Annotated in this window: 24 protein-coding genes and 1 riboswitch; of the genes, 17 read left to right on the top strand and 7 right to left on the bottom strand. The window is 46.9% G+C overall.

Annotation, left to right across the window (positions count from 1 at the left end):
* Nucleotides 1-31: 31 nt before the first annotated feature.
* Nucleotides 32-343 carry an FmdB family zinc ribbon protein gene (locus HPY28_RS07325; protein ID WP_017250252.1) on the top strand — a complete coding sequence of 104 codons (312 nt, stop codon included), beginning with the start codon at nt 32-34 and terminating at the stop codon, nt 341-343.
* 63 nt (nt 344-406) lie between these two features.
* On the opposite strand, the gene HPY28_RS07320 is transcribed toward HPY28_RS07325, so the two are convergent.
* Nucleotides 407-1141: an SDR family NAD(P)-dependent oxidoreductase gene (locus HPY28_RS07320; RefSeq protein ID WP_174230304.1), complete on the bottom strand. Its 735-nt coding sequence runs from the start codon at nt 1139-1141 to the stop codon at nt 407-409.
* Nucleotides 1142-1395: 254 nt separating this feature from the next.
* Here HPY28_RS07320 and HPY28_RS07315 point away from each other — a divergent pair, with 254 nt between their 5' ends.
* The 7 genes from HPY28_RS07315 to HPY28_RS07285 all read left to right on the top strand — a co-directional run bounded on the left by HPY28_RS07315 (nt 1396) and on the right by HPY28_RS07285 (nt 9178).
* Nucleotides 1396-3015 (top strand): AraC family transcriptional regulator, encoded by a 1620-nt coding sequence (locus tag HPY28_RS07315; protein ID WP_174230303.1) that lies wholly within the window; start codon nt 1396-1398, stop codon nt 3013-3015.
* Nucleotides 3016-3047: 32 nt separating this feature from the next.
* Nucleotides 3048-3641 (top strand): nitroreductase family protein, encoded by a 594-nt coding sequence (locus HPY28_RS07310; RefSeq protein ID WP_017250249.1) that lies wholly within the window; start codon nt 3048-3050, stop codon nt 3639-3641.
* Complete coding sequence (locus tag HPY28_RS07305; protein ID WP_174230302.1) at nt 3616-4653, top strand: FecCD family ABC transporter permease; 1038 nt, start codon at nt 3616-3618, stop codon at nt 4651-4653. The genes HPY28_RS07310 and HPY28_RS07305 overlap by 26 nt, the downstream gene beginning before the upstream one ends.
* Nucleotides 4653-5678, top strand: coding sequence for a FecCD family ABC transporter permease (locus HPY28_RS07300; RefSeq protein WP_017250247.1), 1026 nt, complete (start codon nt 4653-4655; stop codon nt 5676-5678). The genes HPY28_RS07305 and HPY28_RS07300 overlap by 1 nt, the downstream gene beginning before the upstream one ends.
* A gap of 43 nt (nt 5679-5721) precedes the next feature.
* Nucleotides 5722-6723, top strand: a complete 1002-nt coding sequence (locus tag HPY28_RS07295; protein WP_174230301.1) for an ABC transporter substrate-binding protein — start codon at nt 5722-5724, stop codon at nt 6721-6723.
* A gap of 663 nt (nt 6724-7386) precedes the next feature.
* Nucleotides 7387-7857: a DUF6896 domain-containing protein gene (locus HPY28_RS07290; protein WP_017250245.1), complete on the top strand. Its 471-nt coding sequence runs from the start codon at nt 7387-7389 to the stop codon at nt 7855-7857.
* Between the two features lie 724 nt (nt 7858-8581).
* Nucleotides 8582-9178, top strand: a complete 597-nt coding sequence (locus tag HPY28_RS07285) for a PepSY domain-containing protein (RefSeq protein ID WP_173622241.1) — start codon at nt 8582-8584, stop codon at nt 9176-9178.
* Between the two features lie 30 nt (nt 9179-9208).
* On the opposite strand, the gene HPY28_RS07280 is transcribed toward HPY28_RS07285, so the two are convergent.
* Nucleotides 9209-9814, bottom strand: a complete 606-nt coding sequence (locus HPY28_RS07280) for a metallophosphoesterase family protein (protein ID WP_371813441.1) — start codon at nt 9812-9814, stop codon at nt 9209-9211.
* Between the two features lie 165 nt (nt 9815-9979).
* On the opposite strand from HPY28_RS07280, the gene HPY28_RS07275 reads away from it, so the two are divergent.
* A complete protein-coding gene (locus tag HPY28_RS07275; protein WP_069851266.1) occupies nt 9980-10912 on the top strand; it encodes a manganese-dependent inorganic pyrophosphatase in 933 nt (310 codons plus the stop codon).
* 50 nt (nt 10913-10962) lie between these two features.
* On the opposite strand, the gene HPY28_RS07270 is transcribed toward HPY28_RS07275, so the two are convergent.
* Nucleotides 10963-11133 carry a hypothetical protein gene (locus HPY28_RS07270; protein ID WP_017250241.1) on the bottom strand — a complete coding sequence of 57 codons (171 nt, stop codon included), beginning with the start codon at nt 11131-11133 and terminating at the stop codon, nt 10963-10965.
* A gap of 136 nt (nt 11134-11269) precedes the next feature.
* Here HPY28_RS07270 and HPY28_RS07265 point away from each other — a divergent pair, with 136 nt between their 5' ends.
* Entirely contained in the window at nt 11270-12028 is a 759-nt protein-coding gene (locus HPY28_RS07265) for a MerR family transcriptional regulator (protein WP_174230300.1), read from the top strand.
* Between the two features lie 51 nt (nt 12029-12079).
* Here the strand turns inward: HPY28_RS07265 and HPY28_RS07260 are convergent, their stop codons facing one another.
* Entirely contained in the window at nt 12080-12658 is a 579-nt protein-coding gene (locus HPY28_RS07260) for a pyridoxamine 5'-phosphate oxidase family protein (protein WP_017250239.1), read from the bottom strand.
* 165 nt (nt 12659-12823) lie between these two features.
* On the opposite strand from HPY28_RS07260, the gene HPY28_RS07255 reads away from it, so the two are divergent.
* From HPY28_RS07255 to HPY28_RS07225, 7 genes are all read left to right on the top strand, one after another.
* Nucleotides 12824-13771, top strand: a complete 948-nt coding sequence (locus HPY28_RS07255; RefSeq protein ID WP_017250238.1) for an MBL fold metallo-hydrolase — start codon at nt 12824-12826, stop codon at nt 13769-13771.
* 148 nt (nt 13772-13919) lie between these two features.
* Nucleotides 13920-14069: riboswitch (cobalamin riboswitch) on the top strand.
* Between the two features lie 156 nt (nt 14070-14225).
* Nucleotides 14226-15221 carry an ABC transporter substrate-binding protein gene (locus HPY28_RS07250; protein WP_174230299.1) on the top strand — a complete coding sequence of 332 codons (996 nt, stop codon included), beginning with the start codon at nt 14226-14228 and terminating at the stop codon, nt 15219-15221.
* A 1-nt stretch (nt 15222) separates the two neighbouring features.
* Entirely contained in the window at nt 15223-16260 is a 1038-nt protein-coding gene (locus HPY28_RS07245) for a FecCD family ABC transporter permease (protein WP_106836560.1), read from the top strand.
* 8 nt (nt 16261-16268) lie between these two features.
* Nucleotides 16269-17045: a heme ABC transporter ATP-binding protein gene (locus HPY28_RS07240; protein ID WP_173622236.1), complete on the top strand. Its 777-nt coding sequence runs from the start codon at nt 16269-16271 to the stop codon at nt 17043-17045.
* Between the two features lie 24 nt (nt 17046-17069).
* Nucleotides 17070-17636: a bifunctional adenosylcobinamide kinase/adenosylcobinamide-phosphate guanylyltransferase gene (cobU, locus tag HPY28_RS07235; RefSeq protein WP_174230298.1), complete on the top strand. Its 567-nt coding sequence runs from the start codon at nt 17070-17072 to the stop codon at nt 17634-17636.
* 278 nt (nt 17637-17914) lie between these two features.
* The gene (locus HPY28_RS07230) at nt 17915-18571 is read left to right on the top strand and encodes a YitT family protein (RefSeq protein WP_017250233.1); all 657 of its coding nucleotides are present in this window, start codon (nt 17915-17917) and stop codon (nt 18569-18571) included.
* A gap of 170 nt (nt 18572-18741) precedes the next feature.
* Nucleotides 18742-19218: a hypothetical protein gene (locus HPY28_RS07225; RefSeq protein WP_017252019.1), complete on the top strand. Its 477-nt coding sequence runs from the start codon at nt 18742-18744 to the stop codon at nt 19216-19218.
* Here the strand turns inward: HPY28_RS07225 and HPY28_RS07220 are convergent.
* The 3 genes from HPY28_RS07220 to HPY28_RS07210 form a co-directional block, all read right to left on the bottom strand.
* Entirely contained in the window at nt 19203-20309 is a 1107-nt protein-coding gene (locus tag HPY28_RS07220) for an N-acetylmuramoyl-L-alanine amidase family protein (protein WP_017252018.1), read from the bottom strand. The genes HPY28_RS07225 and HPY28_RS07220 overlap by 16 nt on opposite strands.
* 102 nt (nt 20310-20411) lie before the next feature.
* Nucleotides 20412-21221 (bottom strand): WYL domain-containing protein, encoded by an 810-nt coding sequence (locus HPY28_RS07215; RefSeq protein WP_017252017.1) that lies wholly within the window; start codon nt 21219-21221, stop codon nt 20412-20414.
* Complete coding sequence (locus HPY28_RS07210; RefSeq protein ID WP_026043357.1) at nt 21208-22503, bottom strand: helix-turn-helix transcriptional regulator; 1296 nt, start codon at nt 22501-22503, stop codon at nt 21208-21210. The genes HPY28_RS07215 and HPY28_RS07210 overlap by 14 nt, the downstream gene beginning before the upstream one ends.

The following is a 22503-nucleotide window of genomic DNA, read 5'->3' as shown; positions in this document are numbered from 1 at the left end:
GAAAAAGACCGCGAAGAAGGAGCCAAATACGATGCCGAGATACGATTACATGTGCGAGGAATGTGGTCCATTTGTTCAGTGGTTGAAGATGAGCGAGTTGACAGAGAGCGTTGCTTGCCCCGATTGCCAGCAACCGTCCAAGCGTTTGTATGCTGCACCAGGATTGATCATGACACCGCAAGCGCTGCGCCAACGGATCGAGCGTGGTGTGGAACCGAAAATTGTACGGAAACAATCGCATTCCCATGAAGGAGCAGGGTGTAGCCACAGCCACGGTAGTCAGGCACATCGGGGACATACCCACAGCCGTGGAGGTAAACGCCCTTGGATGGTAGGGCATTAAACGGAAATGATAAAAAGGGCGTTCATTCAGTCTCCATCTGTCTGAATAAACGCCCCTTTGCTATTACCGCAGATATCCTCCGTTGTTGATGTCAAAAGTCGCTCCGGTGTAATGCTTGGACTTCTCCGATAACAGGAAAACAACGGTATCCGCCACGTCCGCAGGCAATACAGGGCTGTCGATGAGGCCATGAGCGAGATATTCTGCCCGACGCCACTCTGAAATGGTGTCCATCATCGGTGTAGCAACCATGGTGGGTGCAACCGCATTGACCCGGATGTAGGGAGCGAAGTTCATCGCGCAGCTTTTCGTCAAGCCGAGAATCGCCGCCTTCGAGGTTCCATAGACCGCATCCGAGCTGCCCTCTAGTCCGGATACAGAGGACAGGTTGACGATCGTTCCACGTTTTTTGGCAGGAAAAAGCAACTTCCCGAACATCTGTGAGAAATAAATGTATCCTTTTATATTAATCGCAAGCACTTTTTCAATCGTTTCGAAGTCGTAGTCCAGTACGTTTTTCGCTAGGTAAATGCCTGCGTTATTGACGAGACTGGTACAATCCGCATGCTCTGCCTCGATATGCGCAAAAAAAGCCGCGACCTCCTCATATTTGCTAACATCCACACAATACGTATGTAGTCTTTCTTCTCGATCCATCTCTTCTTCCAGTGCGAGCATGGCTTCCTGATTGAGGTCACACGCGATGACAGCGGCCCCTTCTTGTAGGCATTGCATTACTACGGCTTTCCCGATCCCAGAAGCTGCTCCCGTTACAATTACTTTTTGATTGCTCAGCATACCTGTACCTCTTTCTGTCTGTGATTTAGTAGAAACATAGGTAGAAAATATGAGATGCTTTGTTAACATATAAGATTATTTTGAAATATTTGTCTACAAGGAAAGTAAAACGTCGAGTGGTCATCTTGATGATCGTTAGGCGTTTTTTTGCTTTTTCTCACTCAAGTGCAATTGCAGTTTTGTCAGGTCTCTCGTACAATTGGTGAGAATGATTATCAATAGATTGTTACATCATGATGTAAGAGGAGTTAGTTATGGGAAAAACAGACACCTATCGTGATCCGAATGTCATCACTGTAAACGATGTGCAAGTTTTGTCCATTTCAAAAGAATGGAAACTTGTAGAAGCGAGAGATAGAAGCGAGCAATTCATCATTTTGGTAATAGAGGGCAGGGCGTCGTTTCGGTTGGATCAGACAGGAGGGATGCTTAACCAGGGAGATTTCATGGTCATCTCTCTAGAGGATATGCAGGAAGGGCTCGCCCTTTTGCCCATTACGGAGAACATCTATGTTTGTTACGTGGCGCTTTTTGCTGCTCATGCCAGAAAAGAAAGGGATGGCTGGCTCATAAACGAAGCGATGCTTCCGATCCAGGGAAAGCACCATATCGAAACAATCTCCTTGATTCACCATCATATCGAACAATTGCATCTGGCATGGCGAAAAGATCACTTCGATCAGCCAGCCATGCAAATTCTTTTTTTGAAGCTATGGCAAGCTATTATGGCTGGAGTCACGCTGCAAGAGAAAAAAACAGATCGTCAGCAACTTCTTCAAGGGATCGCTGAACATATGGAGCAACATTGTGAGGAGACTTTTCAGATCGAGGAGATGGCTCGCTACTCAGGAATGACGCCAACCCTTTTCTATCAGCAGTTTAAGGAGTACACCTCGCTCACTCCCTTGCAATTCATCAATCGGAAACGAATGGAGAAGGCCTGTCAGCTTCTGGTGGCGGAGGACGTGATGATTCCTGAGGTAGCTAATGAAGTGGGCTATCGGGATGTGTACTATTTCAGTCGGATGTTTAAAAAGATAGTTGGCGTTCCTCCTTATCGCTTCAAGAAATCGTTACAAAAGAAAATCGCCGTACTCCATCCAGCAATCATCGGTGATCTGCTCGCATTGGGGGTCTCGGTCCAACAACTAATCCCTGTTTGGGAAAAGCATCGGCAAAAGAGGCCGTACTCCCAGATGGAAGCAGCCACGCTGGAATTTGACTTGTACCGTCTACACCAGATGGAGCCGGATTTGATTGTGGGTACGGATCAGGTTGCACCTTGGTTTGAACAATTGGAAGCCATTGCACCGACCTTGCTCATTCCTTTCAAAACAACGACCTGGCGGGATCATTTGCAGCAGGTAGCTGCCATGCTGGGAATTGCAGAAGTGGCGACGAGTTGGCTCTATTATTATGATCAAAAAGCAGTTGCAGCCCGGGAGCGTATCCGCAAAAAAATTGGGAATGAAACCGTTATGGCAGTGAGGGCTTGGGATGGTGGAGCCCGTATTTTTGGTGCGAGAAGGCGGAAAATTTCCGATATTTTGTACGGAGACCTCCAGGTAAGACCCCCAGTGGGAACCGATCATTTTGCCTTTCTGGATATCGTGAGCCTAGATGAGCTTCATGATTTTCAGGCTGATCATATTCTGCTTTTTGATGAAAGGAAAATTCGAACAGATGTACGCAAGCATCGTTTGAAAGGGAATGTACATCGAGCTGGGGTATATCCTTGGCTGCATTATTCGGCACTCGGCCATGAGCAAGCCATATCAGAGGCGCTCACGCATCTTGCAGAGTCACAGGAATGTACAAAAAAGGAATCAGGTTCTTCAATTTTCTTGCGGCCACAAGTTTGTGATAATGATTGAGAATGAGTATCACTATTGTTGGAGGGAACGAGATGAAGTCACCATTGTATCCGATTGCACAAGCGATCCGTGACCGCAGAACCATAAAGAAATTCAAACCAGACCCGATTCCACTGGAACTGATTCGTGAGTTGCTGGATGTAGCTATTTGGGCACCTAACCACGGACTGCGGGAGCCTTGGCGATTCGTTCTGTATAGGGAGGAAGGCAAGCGGATTGTCGTCGATGCTATTCTTCAAAACGCCATGAAAAAAAGAGATCCGGAATTACTCTTACGCGTCCCGGCTTATCTATTCGTTATCGTAAATGAAGACTCTCGGCAAAGAGAACGGGAAGAGGACTATGCGGCAGCCTGCACCTTGATTCAAAACTTTCAACTGGCGGCGTGGGAGCGGGGACTGGGCGTCGTTTGGAAAACGGAACCGTTCACGTATCAAGCAGGATTTTTGCAAGCGGTAGGAGTACGTGCGGAGGAAAAACTCGTAGGAATGCTTCAGCTTGGCTTTCCGGAGGTCATCCCGGAAGCACGAGCGAGAACGGCTGCAAACGACAAGCTGACCGTGATTCATTCGAACGTTGCTCTGGAGGATAAGAAGGGAAATGTCACTGTCACAGCCGATCACTAAAAATGCTTCGCTTCGAACTAGGCCGTGGATGGCGACCGTGTTGATTGTTGCGGGGATTTGCGCCATCTTGTTCGGACTAGGTTCATCCATTATCACGGGAGTGGCTAACATCTCGTTTTCCACCGTTTGGAACTCGATTTTTCACTATGATTCTAGCAACGAGCATCACGTCATTATTCAAACACTGCGAATGCCCCGTGCCTTGGCAGGAGCGCTGATAGGAGCTGCTTTTGCCGTAGCGGGAGCCATTATGCAAGGAGTCACGAGAAATCCGATTGCCGATACGGGCTTGATGGGCATTAATGCAGGGGCTGGATTCGTGCTCGTACTCGTTTTTGCTTTTGCACCAGGACTCCCTTTTGAGTCTATTATTCTCTTTTCTTTTATCGGAGCGGGTTTGGGGGTAGGGCTTGTTTATGGACTGGCCTATTTTTCCAAAAACGGTTTGACCCCCTTGCGGCTCGCGTTGGCAGGGGCAGTCGTCAGCTCAATCCTATCAGGGATTAGTCAGGCGATTTCCCTCCTCTTTCAGATCAACTACGATCTGGCATTCTGGTCAGCAGGGGGGATCTCTACAGCGGAGTGGTTTCAAGTATCCGTCATGATGCCATGGATTGTGGGAGGAATCATTGTGGCCATGATCTTATCTCGCTCCATTACCATTTTGAGTCTGGGAGAAGAGATCGCAGCAGGACTCGGACAAAAGACTAGGCTGGTGAAGGGGTTGTCGGCGGTTGTCGTCATGGTGCTGGCAGGTGCTTCGGTCTCAACGGTTGGCGGTGTTGGATTTGTCGGTCTCGTCGTCCCACATATCGTTCGTTTTCTGGTCGGGGTTGATTACCGCTGGATTATTCCTTGTTCGGCAGTTATGGGAGGCGTTTTGGTTGTTTTTGCAGATATCGGAGCCAAAATGATAGCGATGCCCTACGAGACACCGCTTGGCGCCATTATCGCTGTCATCGGAGTCCCTTTTTTCCTGTACCTGGCACGTAAGGAAAGGAGGGAGTGGTAGTGGACATCGATCTATTTTCCCAAAAAAGAAAAAGCCGTAGTGTCCGACTGATCCTTCTTTTCGCGGTACTTTTGATTGTCGGGTTTGTCTTGAGTTTGAACACGGGACCGTACAGTATTGGGCCGATTGAGGTGTTGCAGACGTTGCTGGGGGAGGGGTCGAAAAAGCAGAATCTCGTGTTGTTTGAGCTGAGGCTTCCTCGCATGGTGATTGCGGTCATGATTGGGGCTGGGCTGGCTGTATCGGGAGCGATTTTGCAAGGAATCTCTCGCAATGGTCTGTCTGACCCCGGCATTCTTGGAATCAGTTCAGGTGCTGGATTGGCCGTCTTGTTGTTCGTCTCTCTTTATCCTGCGACGAACATGGCTCCGCCTTTTTTGATGCCGTTTCTCGCACTCATCGGTGCCACTGTCACAGCAGCCATCATCTATATGCTTGCATACAAGAAGGGGTGCGGCATATCTCCTACCCGTCTCTTGCTTACAGGGATTGCAGTAGGGGCGGGACTTAGTGCCATCAGCATAATTTTGACACTTCAGTTGAATCCGCGAAACCTCGAGTTTGTCGTCACTTGGCAAATGGGATCATTGTGGGGTTCCAATTGGAAGTTCGTGCTGGCACTTATGCCGTGGATGGTGATCCTGCTGCCGTACGTGTATCGGAAGGCAAAAGTGCTGAACCTGCTCAGTATGAACGAACAAATTGCAGCAAGTCTGGGCGTATCTCTTCAACGCGAGCGACTGGCCTTGATGGCGGGAGCGGTTGGTCTGGCTGCGTCGAGTGTTGCGACAGGCGGAGGCATAGGGTTTATCGGCTTGCTTGGCCCGCATATCGCGCGCAGATTGGTCGGACCCCAGCATCAATACATGCTGCCCATTACGGCGCTCGTCGGTTCATTGCTCGTATTGGCCGGGGATACGATAGGGCGAAGCATCATGCCAGCTACAGAAGTACCAGCGGGTATTGTCATTTCCCTCATTGGGGGGCCTTATTTTCTGTATTTGTTGATCCGGACAAAAGGGTAAGACACGTTTGAAATCAGGAGATGAAAAAAGGAGTTCAATCGATATGAAAAAGAAATTATCAGGTATTCTGTCCGTAATCATAGCTACAGCCGTCGTGGCGGGGTGCGGAGCAGGACAGGTGACTACAGACACAAACGCTAATAATAAAGCACAAACGGCTAAGGCGGGAGCAGCACAGCCCGATACAAAAGGGACAGGGGAGCCTGTATATCCGAGAACCATCAAGCATGCGATGGGGGAAGTCACACTGGAGAAGAAGCCGGAGCGTGTCGCTTCTGTCGATATCATGGGAACAGATTACTTCCTCGTGCTAGATTTTGCTCCGATTGTATCGGAAGGCTTTGAGTCGACGAAAAGTAAATCACCCATTTTTGCGAAGTATGCAGAAGGGAAAACGGTGAAGGATTTGGGGGGAAAAACGAATTTGGAGACCTTGTTGGAGATGGACCCAGAGGCTATTGTCATGACAAGCACCGGAAAAGGCTCCAGATATGAGGAATTCAACAAAATGGCTAATTCCATCGTCATTGATTTCTCAGTGGATGCACCCACCCGGCTCATGAAAATAGCTGAAGTGATTGGCAAAGAAGAAAAGGCGAAGCAAGTTTTGGCCGATTTTGATCAGCTGAAAAACGAAGCAAAAGCAGCAGCAGACAAGCATAAAGGAGAAACGGCGCTATTCCTCGTTTCCAATGGTAAGGATTTTACAGTGATGCATCCCAAAAACTTTCCGATTTACTATGAGGAAGTGGGACTAACACCGATAGCAGGATTGCCCGAGGATGGCAAGATTGGGGGGCGTATCGGAATTGAGGCGTTGAGTGAGCTCGCTCCTGATCATATCTTTATTGCTGAGAACCGTCGTTCGGCGAAAGCAGAGGAGCCGGAAGGGTTGATTCATATCTGGAAGGATCATCCTGTCTGGAAAAACCTCAAAGCAGTGAAAAACAACCATGTTTACACGATGGATACACTCGCGGGCGATACGTTCTTCCTGGGAGAAATCGCTGGATTGGAAGCCATTAAGAACAATCTCGGAAAATAGAAATTTACTACTGCTCATTCTGAGAATCATTCCATACAAGCGCCTTTTGCTCCAGTGCTTTTGCAAGTGAATCTTTCCCTTTTACTCCTTTTTCAATGAATGGTTTATCGTAAACATATATGTTCCGTAAAAATAAAGTGTTAGACTGGCGCCAGTTATTCAACGGCAGGATAGCGTGGTTTGGAATGGGGTTGGCGGTAAAAATGAAGCAGGAGAACATGCTGATGAGGGTGCAAAATTTTATCAAAACTCTTTTTCTTTAAAGTACACATAAGGCTTACCACCTTCGATAGTAGTAACACCCGCGAACGATCGGCAGCCTTTGCTCACGAGCAGGATAGCTCAATAAGTTTCCTGAATGCATGTTCTTGAAGTAATACTCAGAGATAGTCGGACAACCACTACGCCAGTTTGAAAAGTGAAAAAAGGCCCGAAACCCCACATAACACTAAGTTCACAATGCAGGCTTGCAGACCTTGGGACTGGCAGAGTTTTTGGCAAAGGTGCGGATCAAGTTGGATATATCTTTTGTACGTCGGACGTCCTGAATAACAGAACGTTCTACGAAATTGCAAGGAAGCATATTGGCAGGGTGAGTTGTTAAGAAACGCTTTAAAGAAAACGTTAACTGAAAAATATAAATAGCATAGAAGGCGGTAATTTATGAACTCGCTAACTAAAGAAACGGTGGATGAATTATTGGCCGCAATGGACGCTTATAAAGTAATTGCGCAAGAACTCATTGACAAATTAATATTGGAAACGAACCAGCCTGAAAAATCAGAGATAATAAAAGGAAGTTACTACTTACTTTCAAATGCGGAATTACTAAACGATGAAGAACATTTAACCGGTAATTGGTACTTTGATGTTCATGGAGAGCATTGCATGTTTGAAAACTTAGATACTGGACAAAAACTGGAGGTTTCCCTCGGGAATACAGACGATATTGGAAATGTGGATCCCTCCTTTTTTTATGACTTCTTGAAAACAACTGAGAATTTTAAACACTTAATTCAATATTTTGAAAATCCATTTGGTGATATGTTGAATTTTTTTGAAGGATTAGAAAAGCGAAAAATACTTATACATATTCACGGTGTTGAATACAGAAAGATTCTTCGGAATGAATAATAATTTTGGTTCGTGAATAAGAGGCCTGAAATGATGTATCAGTCATCAATAAACGATTTATGGATACGATAGATAGCTCAATAAACCAGGCCAGTCTAATACTTTATTTTCTCTAAACAATATAAGAAGCACTCTACAAGATTAGTAGAGTGCTTTTTTTCATTTCCGATTGTCTGATTCCGTATAGGCATAAGAGATAGCTTGGGTTGCTTGTGTAGTCAATTGGATACGTGCTGGGTTTTTCACTTCCAAGGTCATAACGGACATGACGACCGTTTGCATGGTGACGATAAAATAGATTCAAAAAAAGATGTTTTTCAAAAGTGGTGATTCCACGGAAAAATCGTTTCTCCTTCTCATGTAAGAAAAATTGAAAGTAGTTAGAAACGATATGTATTACACTGCCATTCACGCTCTCTTTCGTATGTCATCGAGTCGGCTGTTGACCTCTCGATTGCTTTTATTATACGGATAAAAGCGGAAAGCACGCAAAAGCGCGGGTGTTCCATCTGCGTCGATTTACAGCCGAAATGGATCGTTTTTGCTAGTAGAAAACACTCGCTCTTTTTGTTAATCGCTGTGGCTCACCGGCAATCATGAATTCTGTGAGAGGTCTCATCTATTTTCTCATCAATTTCTAATCTCTCTCTTTTTTTTCCTTCATCTGTCCTTTTTATGATAAAGGAGATCAAACAAAACCAGTCGCAAAAAGGAGCGAGATCATATGAAAAAAGTAGTCATGACCATGGTAGGAGCACTGATTGTAGGGAGCCTCAGCGTAACAGCCTTTGCACATAGCAATCAATATTACAGCGTACCGCAAAAGAACACTTCTACCGTCTACCTGCAAATCGACGATGATGTGAAACACAACTGGGCGAAGCTCGTGCGCATCACGCCTGAAAAAGCACTGAAAAAAGTTCGGGAGGCACAGTCTGGCGTTATTACTGAATGGAAATTGGATGACGAGGACGGTTTTCTCGTATACAAAGCAGAGATCAAAAACAATCACCAAGAATTTGACGTATACGTCGATGCGATGACTGGTGAGGTGTGGCAAACAGTTGACCACGATTACGACGATGATCATGATGACGACAACGACGATCAGTGGAACAAACAACAAGTGAAAATCAGTGTAGAGCAAGCGAAAAAAATCGCTTTGGCTAAAGTGAGCGGCACCATCAAATCCATCAAGCTGGATGAAGACGATAACCACTATGTGTATGAAGTGGAAGTGAAAACGGCTAAAGGACAGGAAGTAGATTTGGAGATTTCCGCTACAACAGGTGCTGTACTGGATGTAGACTGGGACGATTAATCGATTCCGCTATCTTTCTCAACCGACCCATTAATCTGTAAAGGGTCGGTTTTTTTGTGCCAGGGCTTCTAAAAATTCCATTGCTTCTTGAGCCGTAGGTATCTTTCGGACATTCTCTTCGGAAAATTGCTGGGCTTGCGGATAGTTTGTGGAAGCGATTTGTTTTGCGGCTGCCTCTACGTCATAGGGTGTAAAGCGATGTTCGTAGCTATCACCATCAAGCAGTAACCAGTATGCACCTGGTTTGTCGGCAAACGGCATGCCCACACTTCCAGCATTGAGAATACGTAAATCGCCAAGGCGACGTTCAAATTGGACATGTGTATGACCACAGATGACTGTTCGCTGCTGTGTCCCCTCAAAGTAAGTGGCAACGACTGAATCTGATGTACGGGGAGTGAAAATATCTTCATCATTGGTGGGAATGGCGTGGCAGAAAAGGACGTCCTCGTAATCCTCTCGTATTAACGTGTAGGTAAGTGGGAGTTGCACCAGAAAGTCACGATGAGAGCGGCTCAATTGCTCCGCAACCCATGACGTGATTTCCCGCACAGAATCGGACATTTCCAAGGTCAGAGCCTCACCGTCAAAAGTGAGTACGACTTCACGATCACCATTACCTCGGATGAATTGCACAGGTGTATCCAATCACTCTCATTTCACTTCGCCTCCCATTTATTTTCGAATGATCTTCAAAACCTTATTTCCAACGATCCAATTTGAACCTATAATGTATCTTGGGCATATCCTCTAAGCTATGGTATAATTTTGACGCCAAATTACGATTAAGGAGTATGGATGATGGAAAAAAAATTAATCTTCGGTCATAAAAATCCAGACACAGATTCCATTTGTTCAGCACTTGTGTATGCTGACTTGAAAACAAAATTGGGCGCGAATGTAGAGCCTGTTCGCCTGGGTGTAATCAGCAGCGAAACAGCATTTGTGTTGAATTACTTCCAAGTAAAAGAGCCACGCCTCGTAGAAACAGTGGCGAATGAAGTAAATGAAGTCATCCTTGTAGACCACAACGAGCGCCAACAAAGCGCGAATGATATTGAGCAAGTGCAAGTGGTAGAAGTGATCGACCATCACCGTATTGCGAACTTTGAGACGAGCAATCCTCTCTACTTCCGTGCAGAGCCTGTTGGATGCACCACAACCATTTTGAAGAAAATGTACAAAGAAAACGGCGTGGACATTCCAAAAGAGATGGCAGGCTTGATGCTTTCTGCTATCATTTCGGATACGTTGCTGTTGAAATCTCCAACTTGCACGGAGCAAGATGTAGCTGCTGCACACGAGCTGGCTGAAATCGCGGGTGTTGATTTGCAAGCATACGGTCTGGACATGCTCAAAGCGGGAGCAGACCTGAGCGACAAAACAATCGCACAACTGCTCACGTTGGATGCAAAAGAGTTCCAAATGGGTAATGCGAAGGTAGAAATCGCACAAGTAAATGCAGTGGATGTAAATGATGTACTCGCACGCCAAAGCGAACTGGAAGCAGCTATGAATGCAAACATCGCTGAAAAAGGTTTGGATTTGTTCGTGTTTGTTGTAACGGATATCTTGAACAACGACTCTGTTGCGATCGCTCTCGGCAGCGCAACTCAAGCAGTAGAAAAAGCGTACCAAGTAACATTGGTGGACAACAAAGCTGTTCTGAAGGGCGTTGTCTCCCGTAAGAAGCAAATCGTACCGGTATTGACTGATACATTCCAAGCTCTGTAAGAAACAAAGATGGCTGCCCATGCACAAGTTGCGGGCAGCCATTTTTTATTTTACATGCCTTGGTCAGGGTTGTTGTGCATCTGGAACAAGGTTTGCTGGTTATAAGCATCGTCACTGTAATGGGTGATGGCATGTTTATCTCTCGCTTTGAGACTAAGCAGACCTGTTAATCCCCATCCGGCACCGAGTACCGCTACAATGAAGCCGAAGACATAGAGCATTGAAATCCCCCCTTGTATGGCTTTCACTATATTTTAGCAAATTATGAAAATAGAGTAACGCTAATTTTTTGATGAAAATGTGTTTGACATTGACGGTCCGTAAATGTGTACGATCAATTTGTCAGGAGGAATGAACATGGAATATACGGTGCAAAAGCTAGGACTCCTGGCAGGTGTCAGCACCCGGACGCTCCGATACTACGATGAAATTGACCTTCTCAAGCCGGCGAGAGTCAATTCGTCAGGGTATCGCATTTACGGACAGCAAGAGGTTGATCGATTGCAGCAAATCCTTTTTTACCGCGAGCTGGGGGTGAGCTTGGAGGAAATTAGGGAGATCCTGGATTCACCAACCTTTGATGCTGAACGGGCACTGCGGGAGCACCGCGAGAAGCTCCTGGAAAGACGAACGCAATTGGATGCGTTAATCGCCAATGTCGATTTGACATTAGCACAAAGAGAGGGGACCAAAACGATGAGTGACAAACAAAAATTTGAAGGCTTCAAGCAAAAGTTGATTGACGACAACGAGGCCCAGTACGGAGAAGAAATTCGCTCAAAATATGGAAGTGACCAGGTTGACAAATCCAATCTGAAAATCAAAGGAATGACCGAGCAGGAGTACGCTGCACTTGAAAAGTTGAATGAAGAACTGCATGAGACGTTGGTACAGGCTTTTGCGACAGGTGATCCTGCTCATGAATTGGCGCAAAAAGCAGCGGATCTTCACCGTCAATGGCTGAGCTTTTATTGGGACAGCTACAGCAAAGATGCGCACGCAGGTGTTGCCCAGATGTACGTCGAAGACCCGCGCTTCACGGCCTATTACGACAAGGAACAGCCTGGTGTTGCCGAGTTTCTCAAAGATGCAGTGGTCATTTATACGAGTAAGTAAAGAGATTTAAAAAAAGAAGCTGCGAGAGGGCAGCTTCTTTTCGTTTTCCTTTTAGTTATCCCCACCTACTGCGGGAAAAAGCTTTTGCCCCAATGGGGTTGGCAATCCATCCATGCTTACTACGTTGTTTTCCTTTTGATAATCAAGCAGTTCTTGCTCGTCTTTCGCCAAGGTCCATTTCTGAAGGGTGTCGCGTTCTTTTGAATAGGAATAGAAAGGGATAGCCCAGCCGCAAGAGGTCTTTACTTCCTGTATGTTGACGGTAATGATTTGACGAGCGCCGGGCAGAAGCGGAAAGTCTTTTACGAGCTCATTCCACCGAGGCGTATCTGGGAGAATAACCGTTCCTTTGCCGAATAGGCGCATGATGAGAGGGGGGCCTTCAAACGCACAGAACATGAGAGTAATCCTGCCATTTTCCTGCAGATGAGCGCTGGTTTCGTTTCCACTTCCAGTCAGGTCTAAATAGGCGACCTCGGTAGGCGATACTATGCGAAAAGAATCGTACCCTTTCGGTGAAAGATTCACGTGACCATTTGTGTCCATTGGAGCAGAGGCAACAAAGAACATCCGTTGCTTCTTGATAAATTTCTCATGCTCAGGTCGTAATTCAGAAAAAAGTTGACCCATTTTTGCACCCCTCCAGATAATGGAATCGATTTTGCTGCCCTCATATTATCATGAAAATATGAAGAATTTGTGTGATTCATCCCCAATCCCTACAAAATAGATGGTAAAGTGTAAATATTCCAACACAATGGCAACGCGAGACTTTTGACAAGGAGGAGTATTTACATGCAAGCAACAGAGCCAATTTACTTAGGGGAACGCATCCATTTAATAGACGGTTTCGATATGGGCTGGGCGGAACGCACGGGGACGTATGTGATCGCGGAAGAGGAGCTCACATTGGTAGAAACAGGACCAAGCCCCTCCGTCCCATACATCAAGGCCGGTCTCGCCAAGCTCGGTTATAAGCCGGAACAAGTCAAATACATCATCGTGACGCACATTCACTTGGATCATGCAGGAGGAGTAGGACTGTTTCTGAAGGATTGTCCGAACGCAAAGGTCGTTGTCCACCCGAAAGGTGCACGTCATCTCATAGATCCGAGCCGACTGATCGCAGGCGCGAGAGCGGTGTATCATGATGATTTTGATCGATTGTTTGATCCGATTGAGGCTGTTCTCGAGGAACGGATTTTGATTCGTGGGGATGGAGATACACTAAAGATCGGAGAGAATTGCGTATTGGAGTTTCTGGATTCGCCAGGGCATGCCAATCATCACTTCAGCATCTACGATCCAGTAAGCCGCGGCATGTTCACAGGTGATACGGCAGGTGTACTCTATCCACAGCTTAAAAAGGATGGCATACACCTCGTGCTGCCATCTACTTCGCCGAATCAGTTTGACCCGGATGCCATGTTAGCGTCTCTAAGCCGTTTTGAAGCGCACAAGCTGAGTCGCATTTACTTTGGTCATTTTGGGATGTCAGAGCAGGTAGATGACGTGTACCGCCAAATACGCGAGTGGCTCCCCGTGTTTGTGGCGGAAGGAAAGACAGCGCTTGTTGCTGGACAATCATACGATGAGCTGTCTCTTACGTTATTTGAACGAGTTTCGGATCATCTACAGTCACAAGGAATCAGCAGTGACCACGAAGTATTCGAAGTACTCAAGCTCGATTTACAAGTATGCTCCATGGGCATTCTCGATTATTTGGACAAACGAGGGAAATAGCCTGCCAAAAGCTTTACATTTGCCTGAACCTTTTGTTCAGGCGTTTTTCATTTTTAGCAGGCAAGAAAGTATTGGCTTATGTGTTTGTCATTCTTTTTTCATCCAAGGAATGCTATGATGTAGGATGAGTCATGGACTGTGACAATTTCAAACGTAACAGCAAATAGGTGCCTCGTCTTTTTAACGAAAAGATCGGGTGAAAAGGGAAGTCGGTGAAAATCCGACGCGGTCCCGCCACTGTAAATCGGCTCGTTCCTCAGCCGTAAGCCAGGAGACCTGCCTGTTTGTTTTAGTGCCTGTTGCCTTCGCGGAAAGGATCGGCCTATTTCAGGAAGCAGACCATCCTGTCTGTTTGCCCTGAGGTGCCGACCCTTTGATTTCCGAATGGAAGCAAGGGTCGATTTTTTTATTGGAAGGAACAGTCAATCAGACATGCAGAAAGGAAGTTCTACATATGAAACGTTCATTGCGATTCATGATCCCACTACTAGTTGCGGCTAGCCTCGCAGGTTGTGCGGGTAACGATAACAGCCAGCCAGCACCAGGGGGACAAACAAGCGCACCGCAGACAGCACCGCAAGAGAATACGGCCGAGCAACCTGCAAAACAAACAACGTATCCATTGACCGTCAAGGATGCAACAGGAAAAGAAGTAACCTTTGCAAAAGCTCCTGAGCGAATCGTCTCTACATCACCTGCCGAGACAGAGATTTTGTTCGCATTAGGCTTGGAAGATCGGATCGTAGCTGTCTCAGACTATGATGATTATCCAGATGCGGCGAAGGCAAAACCGAAAATTGGCGGAGTTGTCAAACCAAATGAAGAAGCCATTCTCGCTCAAACGCCGGATATGGTCGTCGGTGGGATTTCGATGGAAAAGCCAGTGGCTGACAAGCTCAAATCTCTCGGAATGCCAGTCTATATTACCCATCCGACAAAGATGGATGACATCCTAAACAATGTTTTGGCGATGGGAGTTATCACGAACACACAGGAACAAGCCGAAAAAGTCGTCGCGCAAATGAAGAAAGACATCGCGTACGTTCAAGAAGCAGTGAAAAATGTAAAACCGGAAGAGAAGAAAAAGGTATATCTGGAATTTTCCCCAGGCTGGACAGTCGGAAAAGGCGAATTCATGGATGAACTCATCACGCTGGCTGGAGCAACAAACATTGCTTCCGACACCGAAGGGTGGAATCCGATCAGTGAAGAAAAGATTTTGCAAAACGATCCAGACGTCATTTTGTATGCGAGCGGAATTACCGATGAAAAGACGGGCATCAAGCTAGAGGATATGATCGCGAGTCGCAATGGCTGGGATAAAATGAAGGCGATCCGTGAAAAACAAATCTTTGGCATGGACCAAAATATTTTGTCTCGCCCTGGTCCGCGTATTACACAAGGCTTAATCGAAGTAGCCAAGGCGATTTACCCTGACTTGGTGAAATAAAATGAAGAAACGATTGTTCATATGGGGAGGAGTTAGTTGTCTCGTCCTTCTGGCATCAATAGTTATCAGCATCTCGATGGGGGCGGCACAACTCCCCATTTCGCAAGTATGGCTCATCCTGCTCCATCAAATCCCTGGCTTGTCTGAGTGGATCACCGTAACGTGGCCGGAGTCATCTGAGCAAATTGTCATGAAGGTTCGTTTTCCACGCGTTGTATTGGCTGTCTTGATTGGCGCCTGCTTGTCACTTGCGGGAGCGGGCTTTCAGGGCGTTTTGCGCAATCCGCTTGCAGATCCGTTTACGATGGGCGTGGCATCGGGTTCTGCTGTCGGAGCAGCCTTCTTGATCCTTTTTGGCTTGCAAATCACCTTTTTGGGTGCATGGAGCACGCCTGTCGTCGCTTTTCTTACAGGATTGCTCAGTTTATGGATCGTACTCGGACTCGCGAATACGCAAGGAAAGCTGCAAACGGAGACCCTGATTTTGTCTGGTGTCGTGGTGCAGGCTTTTCTCGGCTCGCTCGTTTCGTTTATGGTGTCGCTATCCGACCAGACGGTAAATGAGATCGTGTTCTGGCTTATGGGCAGCCTGTCATTTCGAGGGTGGGCCTTTACGTACGTCTTGATTCCGTACTTGGTCATAGGTGGAATGGTGCTTGTGAGCTATGCGCGTTCCTTAAACCTATTTGCGTTGGGGGAGCGGCAGGCTGCGCATCTCGGCGTCCATGTGGATCGAACGAAGTTAGTGGTTCTGGTCGTTTCGACCCTCCTGACTGCAGCGGCGGTTTCTATCGCGGGAATTATTGGGTTCGTTGGCCTGGTGGTACCGCATCTCGTTCGATTGCTGGTTGGTCCTGACCATCGTATTTTACTGCCGATGTCTGCGATCTGCGGTGGTATTTACGTGCTGTGGGCCGACACTCTTGCCAGAATGTTGCTGAGTCCAACAGAAATCCCGCTCGGTGTCGTGACAGCATTTCTGGGAGCACCGTTTTTCGCCTATTTATTGAAGCAAAATAAACGCTTTAGGAAGAGGTAACGTTTGCAATGATCAATGTGCGCAACTTGCAAAAATCGTATCAGGATACGCCTGTTTTGCACGGCATCGATTTTTGCGTGGACAAGGGAGAATTTTTTGGCATCATCGGACCAAATGGAAGCGGAAAATCTACCTTGCTGAAAATGATTTCAGGTGTCATTAAGGCAGATGCAGGAGACATTTTGCTTCAAGAGAAAAAGCTTCATTCCTATCCACGCAAAGAGCTTGCCAAAATACTGGCTGTTCTGGAGCAAGAGGGTCTGCCGCCAGTCGGCTTTCGTGTCCGAGAGGTGTTGGAAATGGGGCGCTTTCCTTACCAAAATTGGCTAGGGGAAGAGAAGCAGGATGTCGCATCGCTCATTGATGAAATCGTACAGATGCTCGGTCTTGAACATTTGGAAGAGCGCACACTGGATCAGTTGAGTGGTGGGGAAAAGCAGCGGGTAGCTTTGGGGAAGGCATTGATCCAAAGACCTCAGGTGCTGTTGCTCGATGAACCCACGACCTACCTTGATATCGGGTACCAGATTCAACTCATGGACATCGTGCGAAAATGGCAAAAGACGACGCAGGTGACGGTCATCGCTGTGCTGCACGATCTGAATCTAGCCTCCCTATACTGCGATCGTATTTTGATGCTGCACAGAGGAAAGCAGATAAGCGTTGGCGCACCAAAAGACATCTTGCAAAGTGACAGAATAGAGGCTGTATACGGAACCAGACCGATTGTCATGGAGCATCCTGTTCATCATTTGCCGCAAATTATTTTGCAATCGCAAGTATAAGAGGTTGTTTAAGGAGAAAGAAGCATGATCGTACTGATTACAGGCGGAGCACGCAGCGGAAAAAGCACGTTTGCCGAAAAATACGCGGCTCATTTGGGCTCCTCGGGTGTTTACATTGCGACCGCACAAATCACGGATGAGGAAATGGAAGAGCGGATCTTGCACCATCGAGACCGCCGCTTGCAGTCTGGCTTCCCTTGGCAAACGATCGAGGAGCCGAAAGCATTGACAGAGTGGCTCGCGAAGCTCGGGGCACAAAAAAACATACAAGAACAGCAGACAGTGATTTTGGTTGATTGCTTGATCCTTTGGCTGTCCAATTGGCTGTTGCATGATGGAGTGGAGCAGACGTTTGAGCAAGTGCTCCAGCAGGTGGATAGGCTGGTCAAAAAGCTAAAAGACTACCCAGGGACAGTTTTACTGGTGACAAACGAAGTAGGCGATGGACTCGTCCCGCAAAACCCGTTGGGCCGTAAGTTCCGTGACTTGGCGGGCTTGATGAATCAACGTGTCGCAGCCGTTGCCAATCAAGTTTTTCTTGTCACAGCAGGGATTCCAGTTGAGCTAAAAGGACAAGCTTTCCGATTTTAACTCGGTGAAAAGACGGTTTCGAATCGTCTTTTCACCTTTTTTGTGATATAATACAAGAAAAGCCATGGAAGGGATCAGGATACCATGCGTCCCCATAGGACGATCTGGAAACGTTTTGACCTCTCCTACATCTAGCTTCGTAGTAGTCGATCGTCACTGAAGGCGACTAACCTACTACGAAAGCGAGGCCCTTTGTATGAGTAGCGACTTATACTTTCGATGTTCCTCGGTAGTCGGTTGGTCGTCTGTGCCTAAACCGACAAAAATGCGAGGAAACCGTGATGAGGAGAGCGCTGCAGTTATCTAAGCGTTACAGTATGATTTTGTTTGGAGCTTGTTTACTTGCTTTTGCGTATTATCACATTAACTTTCAGAACCATTTGTCTGAAGGTGGGTTTGTTGGCTTGGGGTTATTGGCGAAATACGCCTTTGACTTGTCGCCAGCGATGGTGATGCTTTTGTTGGATATCCCACTGTTTTTGGTTGCCTGGTTAGTAAGAGGCCGCCAGTTCATTTGGGACACGATTTTTGCATCACTTGCTTTTACCGTATTTTACGATTTGTTTGAACGATTTTCACCGATTGTCATGGATATGAGCAGAATGATGCCGCTGGCGTCTGTCTTGGCCGGTGTACTGACCGGACTGGGTACCGGATTGGTTCTGCGCTATGGAGCTGCGACAGGTGGAGACGATATTTTCTCCCTGTTGATCAGTAAGTACACGGGATTGTCCATTGGTACGGTCTTTCTTTTACTGGACGTCATTGTGCTTTGCATGTCGTTCTGGTTCGTACCAATGAAAGAGATGATGTATACCATTTTGGCCGTTGTCATTTCCAGCCAAGTCATCACCTGGACCGTCAATCATGGTGCAGGAATGGAGGTCATGGAAGAGGAGCACGGGCATGGAAGTGTCTCGATGACCCACCGGTAATGAGTAGATATTCAGTTGAAAAACATGCCTATACAAAAGCAAGCAAAAGGCCAAGTCGGTTTTCATGTCGACTTGGCCTTTTGAACGTTTATGACCGTTTTTGTACATAATATCCTGCTTTCCTAGTGGATACTAACCAACACAGATACTATCGATGGAAAGGACCTGCCATGAGCGATCCGTTTTTTAGCAACTACAAAGCATTCGTTGTCATACCAGCGGATGAGAAGCAGATGGGACCGGAGCCTTTTGACCCGAAGGATTACGCCAGCCATTTCATCCTGACGTTTTCGTTGTACGATGCGGTTATTTCCTCCTGGAGGGAAGCGACAAAGTATAAAGTGCAGGCAAAAAAGGGCCTGTCAAATGTGATCGATGGTTTCAACGCCAAACGCCGTGGTACAGCCCGTCTGCATTTGTTGGAAATGGAAGAAGACCAGGCGTATTTCGTCCTGGCCTTGTCGTTGAAAATCCAAAAAGACAATGAGAAAGCGGTCATGGAGATGATCACCAATCTGCTGGAGAAAGATTTCGCAACCGACCTTTTGATCGGAGAGACCTGGTATCAGATCATTGGTGCCAAAGGAAAATTCGAGCGGAGGCTGTTCTTCTACAGTGTCCAGCCGTACGATTATCGACCGAAGTAATCAGCTAGTGCTTCCGTAATCGCCTGCGCAGCTTTGTCCTGATAGGACGATGTACGAACAATGCCTTCATCCTTTGGATTCGATAGGAAGCCAAGCTCAATTAAGACGGATGGATCACTATTTTCGCGCAGGACGTGATAATTGCCGAATGAAATGCCGTTGCTTCTTAAGCCGATGCCACCACCCAAGCGAGTCTCAATCGCTCGAGCTAACGGCTCATCTTTGTCTTGCGAATAATAAAACGTAAGTGTCCCGCTATTTGGCTTCGGAGAAGAATTGTAATGGATGCTGATGAAGGCATCTGCCGCCTTGGATTCGCTAAAAGCGACACGCTGCGATAGCGAAGGCTTTTCTGTGTCACTGGTCCTCGTCATGAAGACTTGCGCACCGCGTTGTCGCAGTTTGCTGGCGAGCAGCATGGACGTTTTGTAATTCAACGTTTTTTCCATACTATTCCACTTCGTTCCCTGTGTCCCGATATCAGAACCACCATGTCCCGGGTCGATGACGATGACTTTCCCTTTTAAGCCTGGCGTTTTGGAGCTTTTGGACACCGGAGCGCTGGACTTGGCATCGCCAATATACGTCGCAGACACCCAGCCTGTTTGTCCGTTGGAAGTTCTCGCTTGGATCCAGTCTGCTTGCTTTTGCAAAATGTCTACACGGGTTCCTCTGGGCAGCGAAAGGATAATCTCATGGCTCGTGCTTGGTCCTTTTCGCATTCGAAGCGAATCGGCCAAAACGGTGCCTTGCTTGCTTTTGACAGTGGTTGTATTGGCTGGGGAAGAAGCTGAACCCGCACTCGTTACCGCACCTTTTTGCAAGTAATATCCCGCGACCCAGCCTACCTTTTGATTGTATCTAATTTTTGCCCAACCGTATGCTTCATCGGTAATCGTCACGACCGCTCCATATGGCACGGTAGCGACAACAGAAGCATTGGGGGCTGGTTCACTGCGAACGTTCAGAGAGGTTGCGATCACTTTTGCCTGGATGACACTTGCTGCTTGCGTCGGCTCCGTAATAAACGGCCATGACAGACTAAGCCATAGCCCACATATGAGAGACGCTTTTTTACATGTTGTTTTCATCATTTCTACCTCTGACTTGGATTAGCTACTATCTCACCTGAACTATAATAAGGGAAATGCAGGAAATCGAATAGGGTATGATTTCCTGATTTTTTGGGACAATCAAAGTGGAGATTCAGTATATCTTGCCAAGGCGTTCATTGCCGACTCTGCCATTCGCTGTTTGAGTTGATCGTTTTCTACTACTTTTACCCGCAGGCCGAGAAAACGAATGCGCGATAAAATAAACTCCTGTTCGTCAGATAGAAAGTGCAGGGTGATCGTATACACCTGCGATTCTGGATCAAAAGCGACCTCTTTGTCAAAGCAGGAAAAGGCGTACAAGATGCGCTGGAGCTCAGCGTTGTAACGACGGATGATCACAATTTTTGCCATCTGCTTGCGCTGTTGGATCTGTTCCGAAATGGTCGGTAAAAAACTGTCATACCATACATCTTCTATGTGAAGCTCATCGACGGAGCGAATGAGATGCAGCGGAGTCGTGATCAGGCGATTGGAAGACATGTTCAGCCAGATCAGGTACCAGGCCTTCTTGGCAAGTGAATATTCCAGCTTGTAGGGAACCCCTCGTTGATTGCGAAAAACCGGGCCTTTGTTCGTGGCTGCGGTTATTTTTATGTGATTCTTGCCAAGTATGATTCGTCGCAGGGTGCGCACGAGTGGACTCCAGAGTTGTTTGGCCTGTGTTTGCGCTTTTTCCACGAATCGTTCTTGTTCGGTCGATTCACTTTCTGGTATGTGTGTCAAACGGCGAAGCTTATCGAGTGTAGCGGGCTCGAAAATTTCTGCCGCAGACGGATTCGCCAACATCAGGGCGAGCCACGCTTTTTCGTGTGAAGTTACCGGATAAACACCTGCTTCATCCAGCCGCGTCACTAGCTGGTAATTATGTATCTTATCAAACAGATTCATAGTAGGCGAGCAGCTCCTCCCATTCTTTTTGGAATTGCTTGCGAAGAAACAGCGGTTCAAGAACTTCGACGCTTGAACCGAAGCTGCGAATCCACGGGGTAATTTCCATCGTGCTGTTCACGTTTATCTCGTACACAAAGCTCTCCCGTGATTCTTCTGTCACAATCCCCCATTGTCCTTGTGCCTCTACTCGCTCTTGGATAAAGGAATGAGGCGTGTTGCGAGGCTGAAAAAAGCGAAGGCGTACGGTTACGAGTTTTCCGGTATCAATCAGCCAACTATGGGCAATGCGCTCATCCGCACTTGCTTGTAAGGAAGAGAAGATTTCCGGCGTAACGGAATTGCCTGTTACGAGCTTGGTCATACCTTCCACACGGTATTTGCGCAGCGGACCATTGCCGCACCCTTGTGCCAGCAAGTACCATCTGCCGTATTGATGATCAAAAATAACCCGGAGTGGAATCACCTTTTGATGTCGTCCGGATGAATCCCGTTGGAAGGCCGGATTTGTATTTTGGGAATCGTAAAACTTTCGACGTTTGGGCGTGTAGTAGTGAAATTCAACGATTTTTCGCTGACGAATAGCTTCCGTAAGAAGCAAAGCTTGATATTCATCGAGAATACGTGAGACAAAATGATATTTGTATAAAAACGCAGATGCATCGGTTAGCTTCAAGCGATATTTGAGATAACGCTTCACTTTTTCTTGCAGGAGATAACCAGGGACGGCCGGCAGCTGTGTATTGGCCATGAAGTCGATGAAATCATACAGATCTAATAGCTCGTCGTCCGTCAGCGAGTCTAGTAGCTCACCATCGAATTGATAAACGTACGGTCTGACTTCACTACTATTTTTTATCACGCCAATTTCTTCGAGGTATTTCATGTCTTGGCGAATCGTTTTTTCATCGGGCTCTGTATCCACAAACGTATCCAGCAAGTCTTTAATGGAGAGAGGCTGTTGTCTGAGCTTTTCCAAGATGTGCGACAGTCGCTCTACTTCCGAATCCTTCAATGATTTTGCATGATACAAAAACATCAAGAAATTGTCCGTCACCTCAAAATAGTTGTAACGAAGCTGCGCGTAATACTCTTTTTTCTCCTCATCGCCGACATGCTGATAAAAGGTCGATTGGATGTCCTTCAGCTTTTTTATCGTTTTATCAAGCGTATGAACGGAGATCCCGAGCCGCTCGGCTAACTGCTGCCGATTGTAGGCACCAGCGGTCAAAAACAGGAGACGGAGCAATTGCAGCTCTTTGTCAAAGCTTTCGCGTGCCAT

Origin of the sequence: Brevibacillus sp. HB1.2, from assembly GCF_013332495.1 — a bacterium.
Classification (GTDB): Bacteria; Bacillota; Bacilli; order Brevibacillales; family Brevibacillaceae; genus Brevibacillus; species Brevibacillus porteri.
The sequence above is the reverse complement of the archived record's forward strand: the minus strand, read 5'-3'. Positions and strand labels throughout refer to the sequence as shown.

Excerpts from the sequence above, each read along its gene's own strand:
- HPY28_RS07325 (WP_017250252.1), top strand. The coding sequence starts at position 32 with ATGCCGAGATACGATTACATGTGCGAGGAATGTGGTCCATTTGTTCAG.
- HPY28_RS07320 (WP_174230304.1), bottom strand. The coding sequence starts at position 1,141 with ATGCTGAGCAATCAAAAAGTAATTGTAACGGGAGCAGCTTCTGGGATC.
- HPY28_RS07315 (WP_174230303.1), top strand. The coding sequence starts at position 1,396 with ATGGGAAAAACAGACACCTATCGTGATCCGAATGTCATCACTGTAAAC.
- HPY28_RS07310 (WP_017250249.1), top strand. The coding sequence starts at position 3,048 with ATGAAGTCACCATTGTATCCGATTGCACAAGCGATCCGTGACCGCAGA.
- HPY28_RS07305 (WP_174230302.1), top strand. The coding sequence starts at position 3,616 with ATGTCACTGTCACAGCCGATCACTAAAAATGCTTCGCTTCGAACTAGG.
- HPY28_RS07295 (WP_174230301.1), top strand. The coding sequence starts at position 5,722 with ATGAAAAAGAAATTATCAGGTATTCTGTCCGTAATCATAGCTACAGCC.
- HPY28_RS07290 (WP_017250245.1), top strand. The coding sequence starts at position 7,387 with ATGAACTCGCTAACTAAAGAAACGGTGGATGAATTATTGGCCGCAATG.
- HPY28_RS07285 (WP_173622241.1), top strand. The coding sequence starts at position 8,582 with ATGAAAAAAGTAGTCATGACCATGGTAGGAGCACTGATTGTAGGGAGC.
- HPY28_RS07275 (WP_069851266.1), top strand. The coding sequence starts at position 9,980 with ATGGAAAAAAAATTAATCTTCGGTCATAAAAATCCAGACACAGATTCC.
- HPY28_RS07270 (WP_017250241.1), bottom strand. The coding sequence starts at position 11,133 with ATGCTCTATGTCTTCGGCTTCATTGTAGCGGTACTCGGTGCCGGATGG.
- HPY28_RS07265 (WP_174230300.1), top strand. The coding sequence starts at position 11,270 with ATGGAATATACGGTGCAAAAGCTAGGACTCCTGGCAGGTGTCAGCACC.
- HPY28_RS07260 (WP_017250239.1), bottom strand. The coding sequence starts at position 12,658 with ATGGGTCAACTTTTTTCTGAATTACGACCTGAGCATGAGAAATTTATC.
- HPY28_RS07255 (WP_017250238.1), top strand. The coding sequence starts at position 12,824 with ATGCAAGCAACAGAGCCAATTTACTTAGGGGAACGCATCCATTTAATA.
- HPY28_RS07250 (WP_174230299.1), top strand. The coding sequence starts at position 14,226 with ATGAAACGTTCATTGCGATTCATGATCCCACTACTAGTTGCGGCTAGC.
- HPY28_RS07245 (WP_106836560.1), top strand. The coding sequence starts at position 15,223 with ATGAAGAAACGATTGTTCATATGGGGAGGAGTTAGTTGTCTCGTCCTT.
- HPY28_RS07240 (WP_173622236.1), top strand. The coding sequence starts at position 16,269 with ATGATCAATGTGCGCAACTTGCAAAAATCGTATCAGGATACGCCTGTT.
- cobU (WP_174230298.1), top strand. The coding sequence starts at position 17,070 with ATGATCGTACTGATTACAGGCGGAGCACGCAGCGGAAAAAGCACGTTT.
- HPY28_RS07225 (WP_017252019.1), top strand. The coding sequence starts at position 18,742 with ATGAGCGATCCGTTTTTTAGCAACTACAAAGCATTCGTTGTCATACCA.
- HPY28_RS07220 (WP_017252018.1), bottom strand. The coding sequence starts at position 20,309 with ATGAAAACAACATGTAAAAAAGCGTCTCTCATATGTGGGCTATGGCTT.
- HPY28_RS07215 (WP_017252017.1), bottom strand. The coding sequence starts at position 21,221 with ATGAATCTGTTTGATAAGATACATAATTACCAGCTAGTGACGCGGCTG.
- HPY28_RS07210 (WP_026043357.1), bottom strand. The coding sequence starts at position 22,503 with ATGGCACGCGAAAGCTTTGACAAAGAGCTGCAATTGCTCCGTCTCCTG.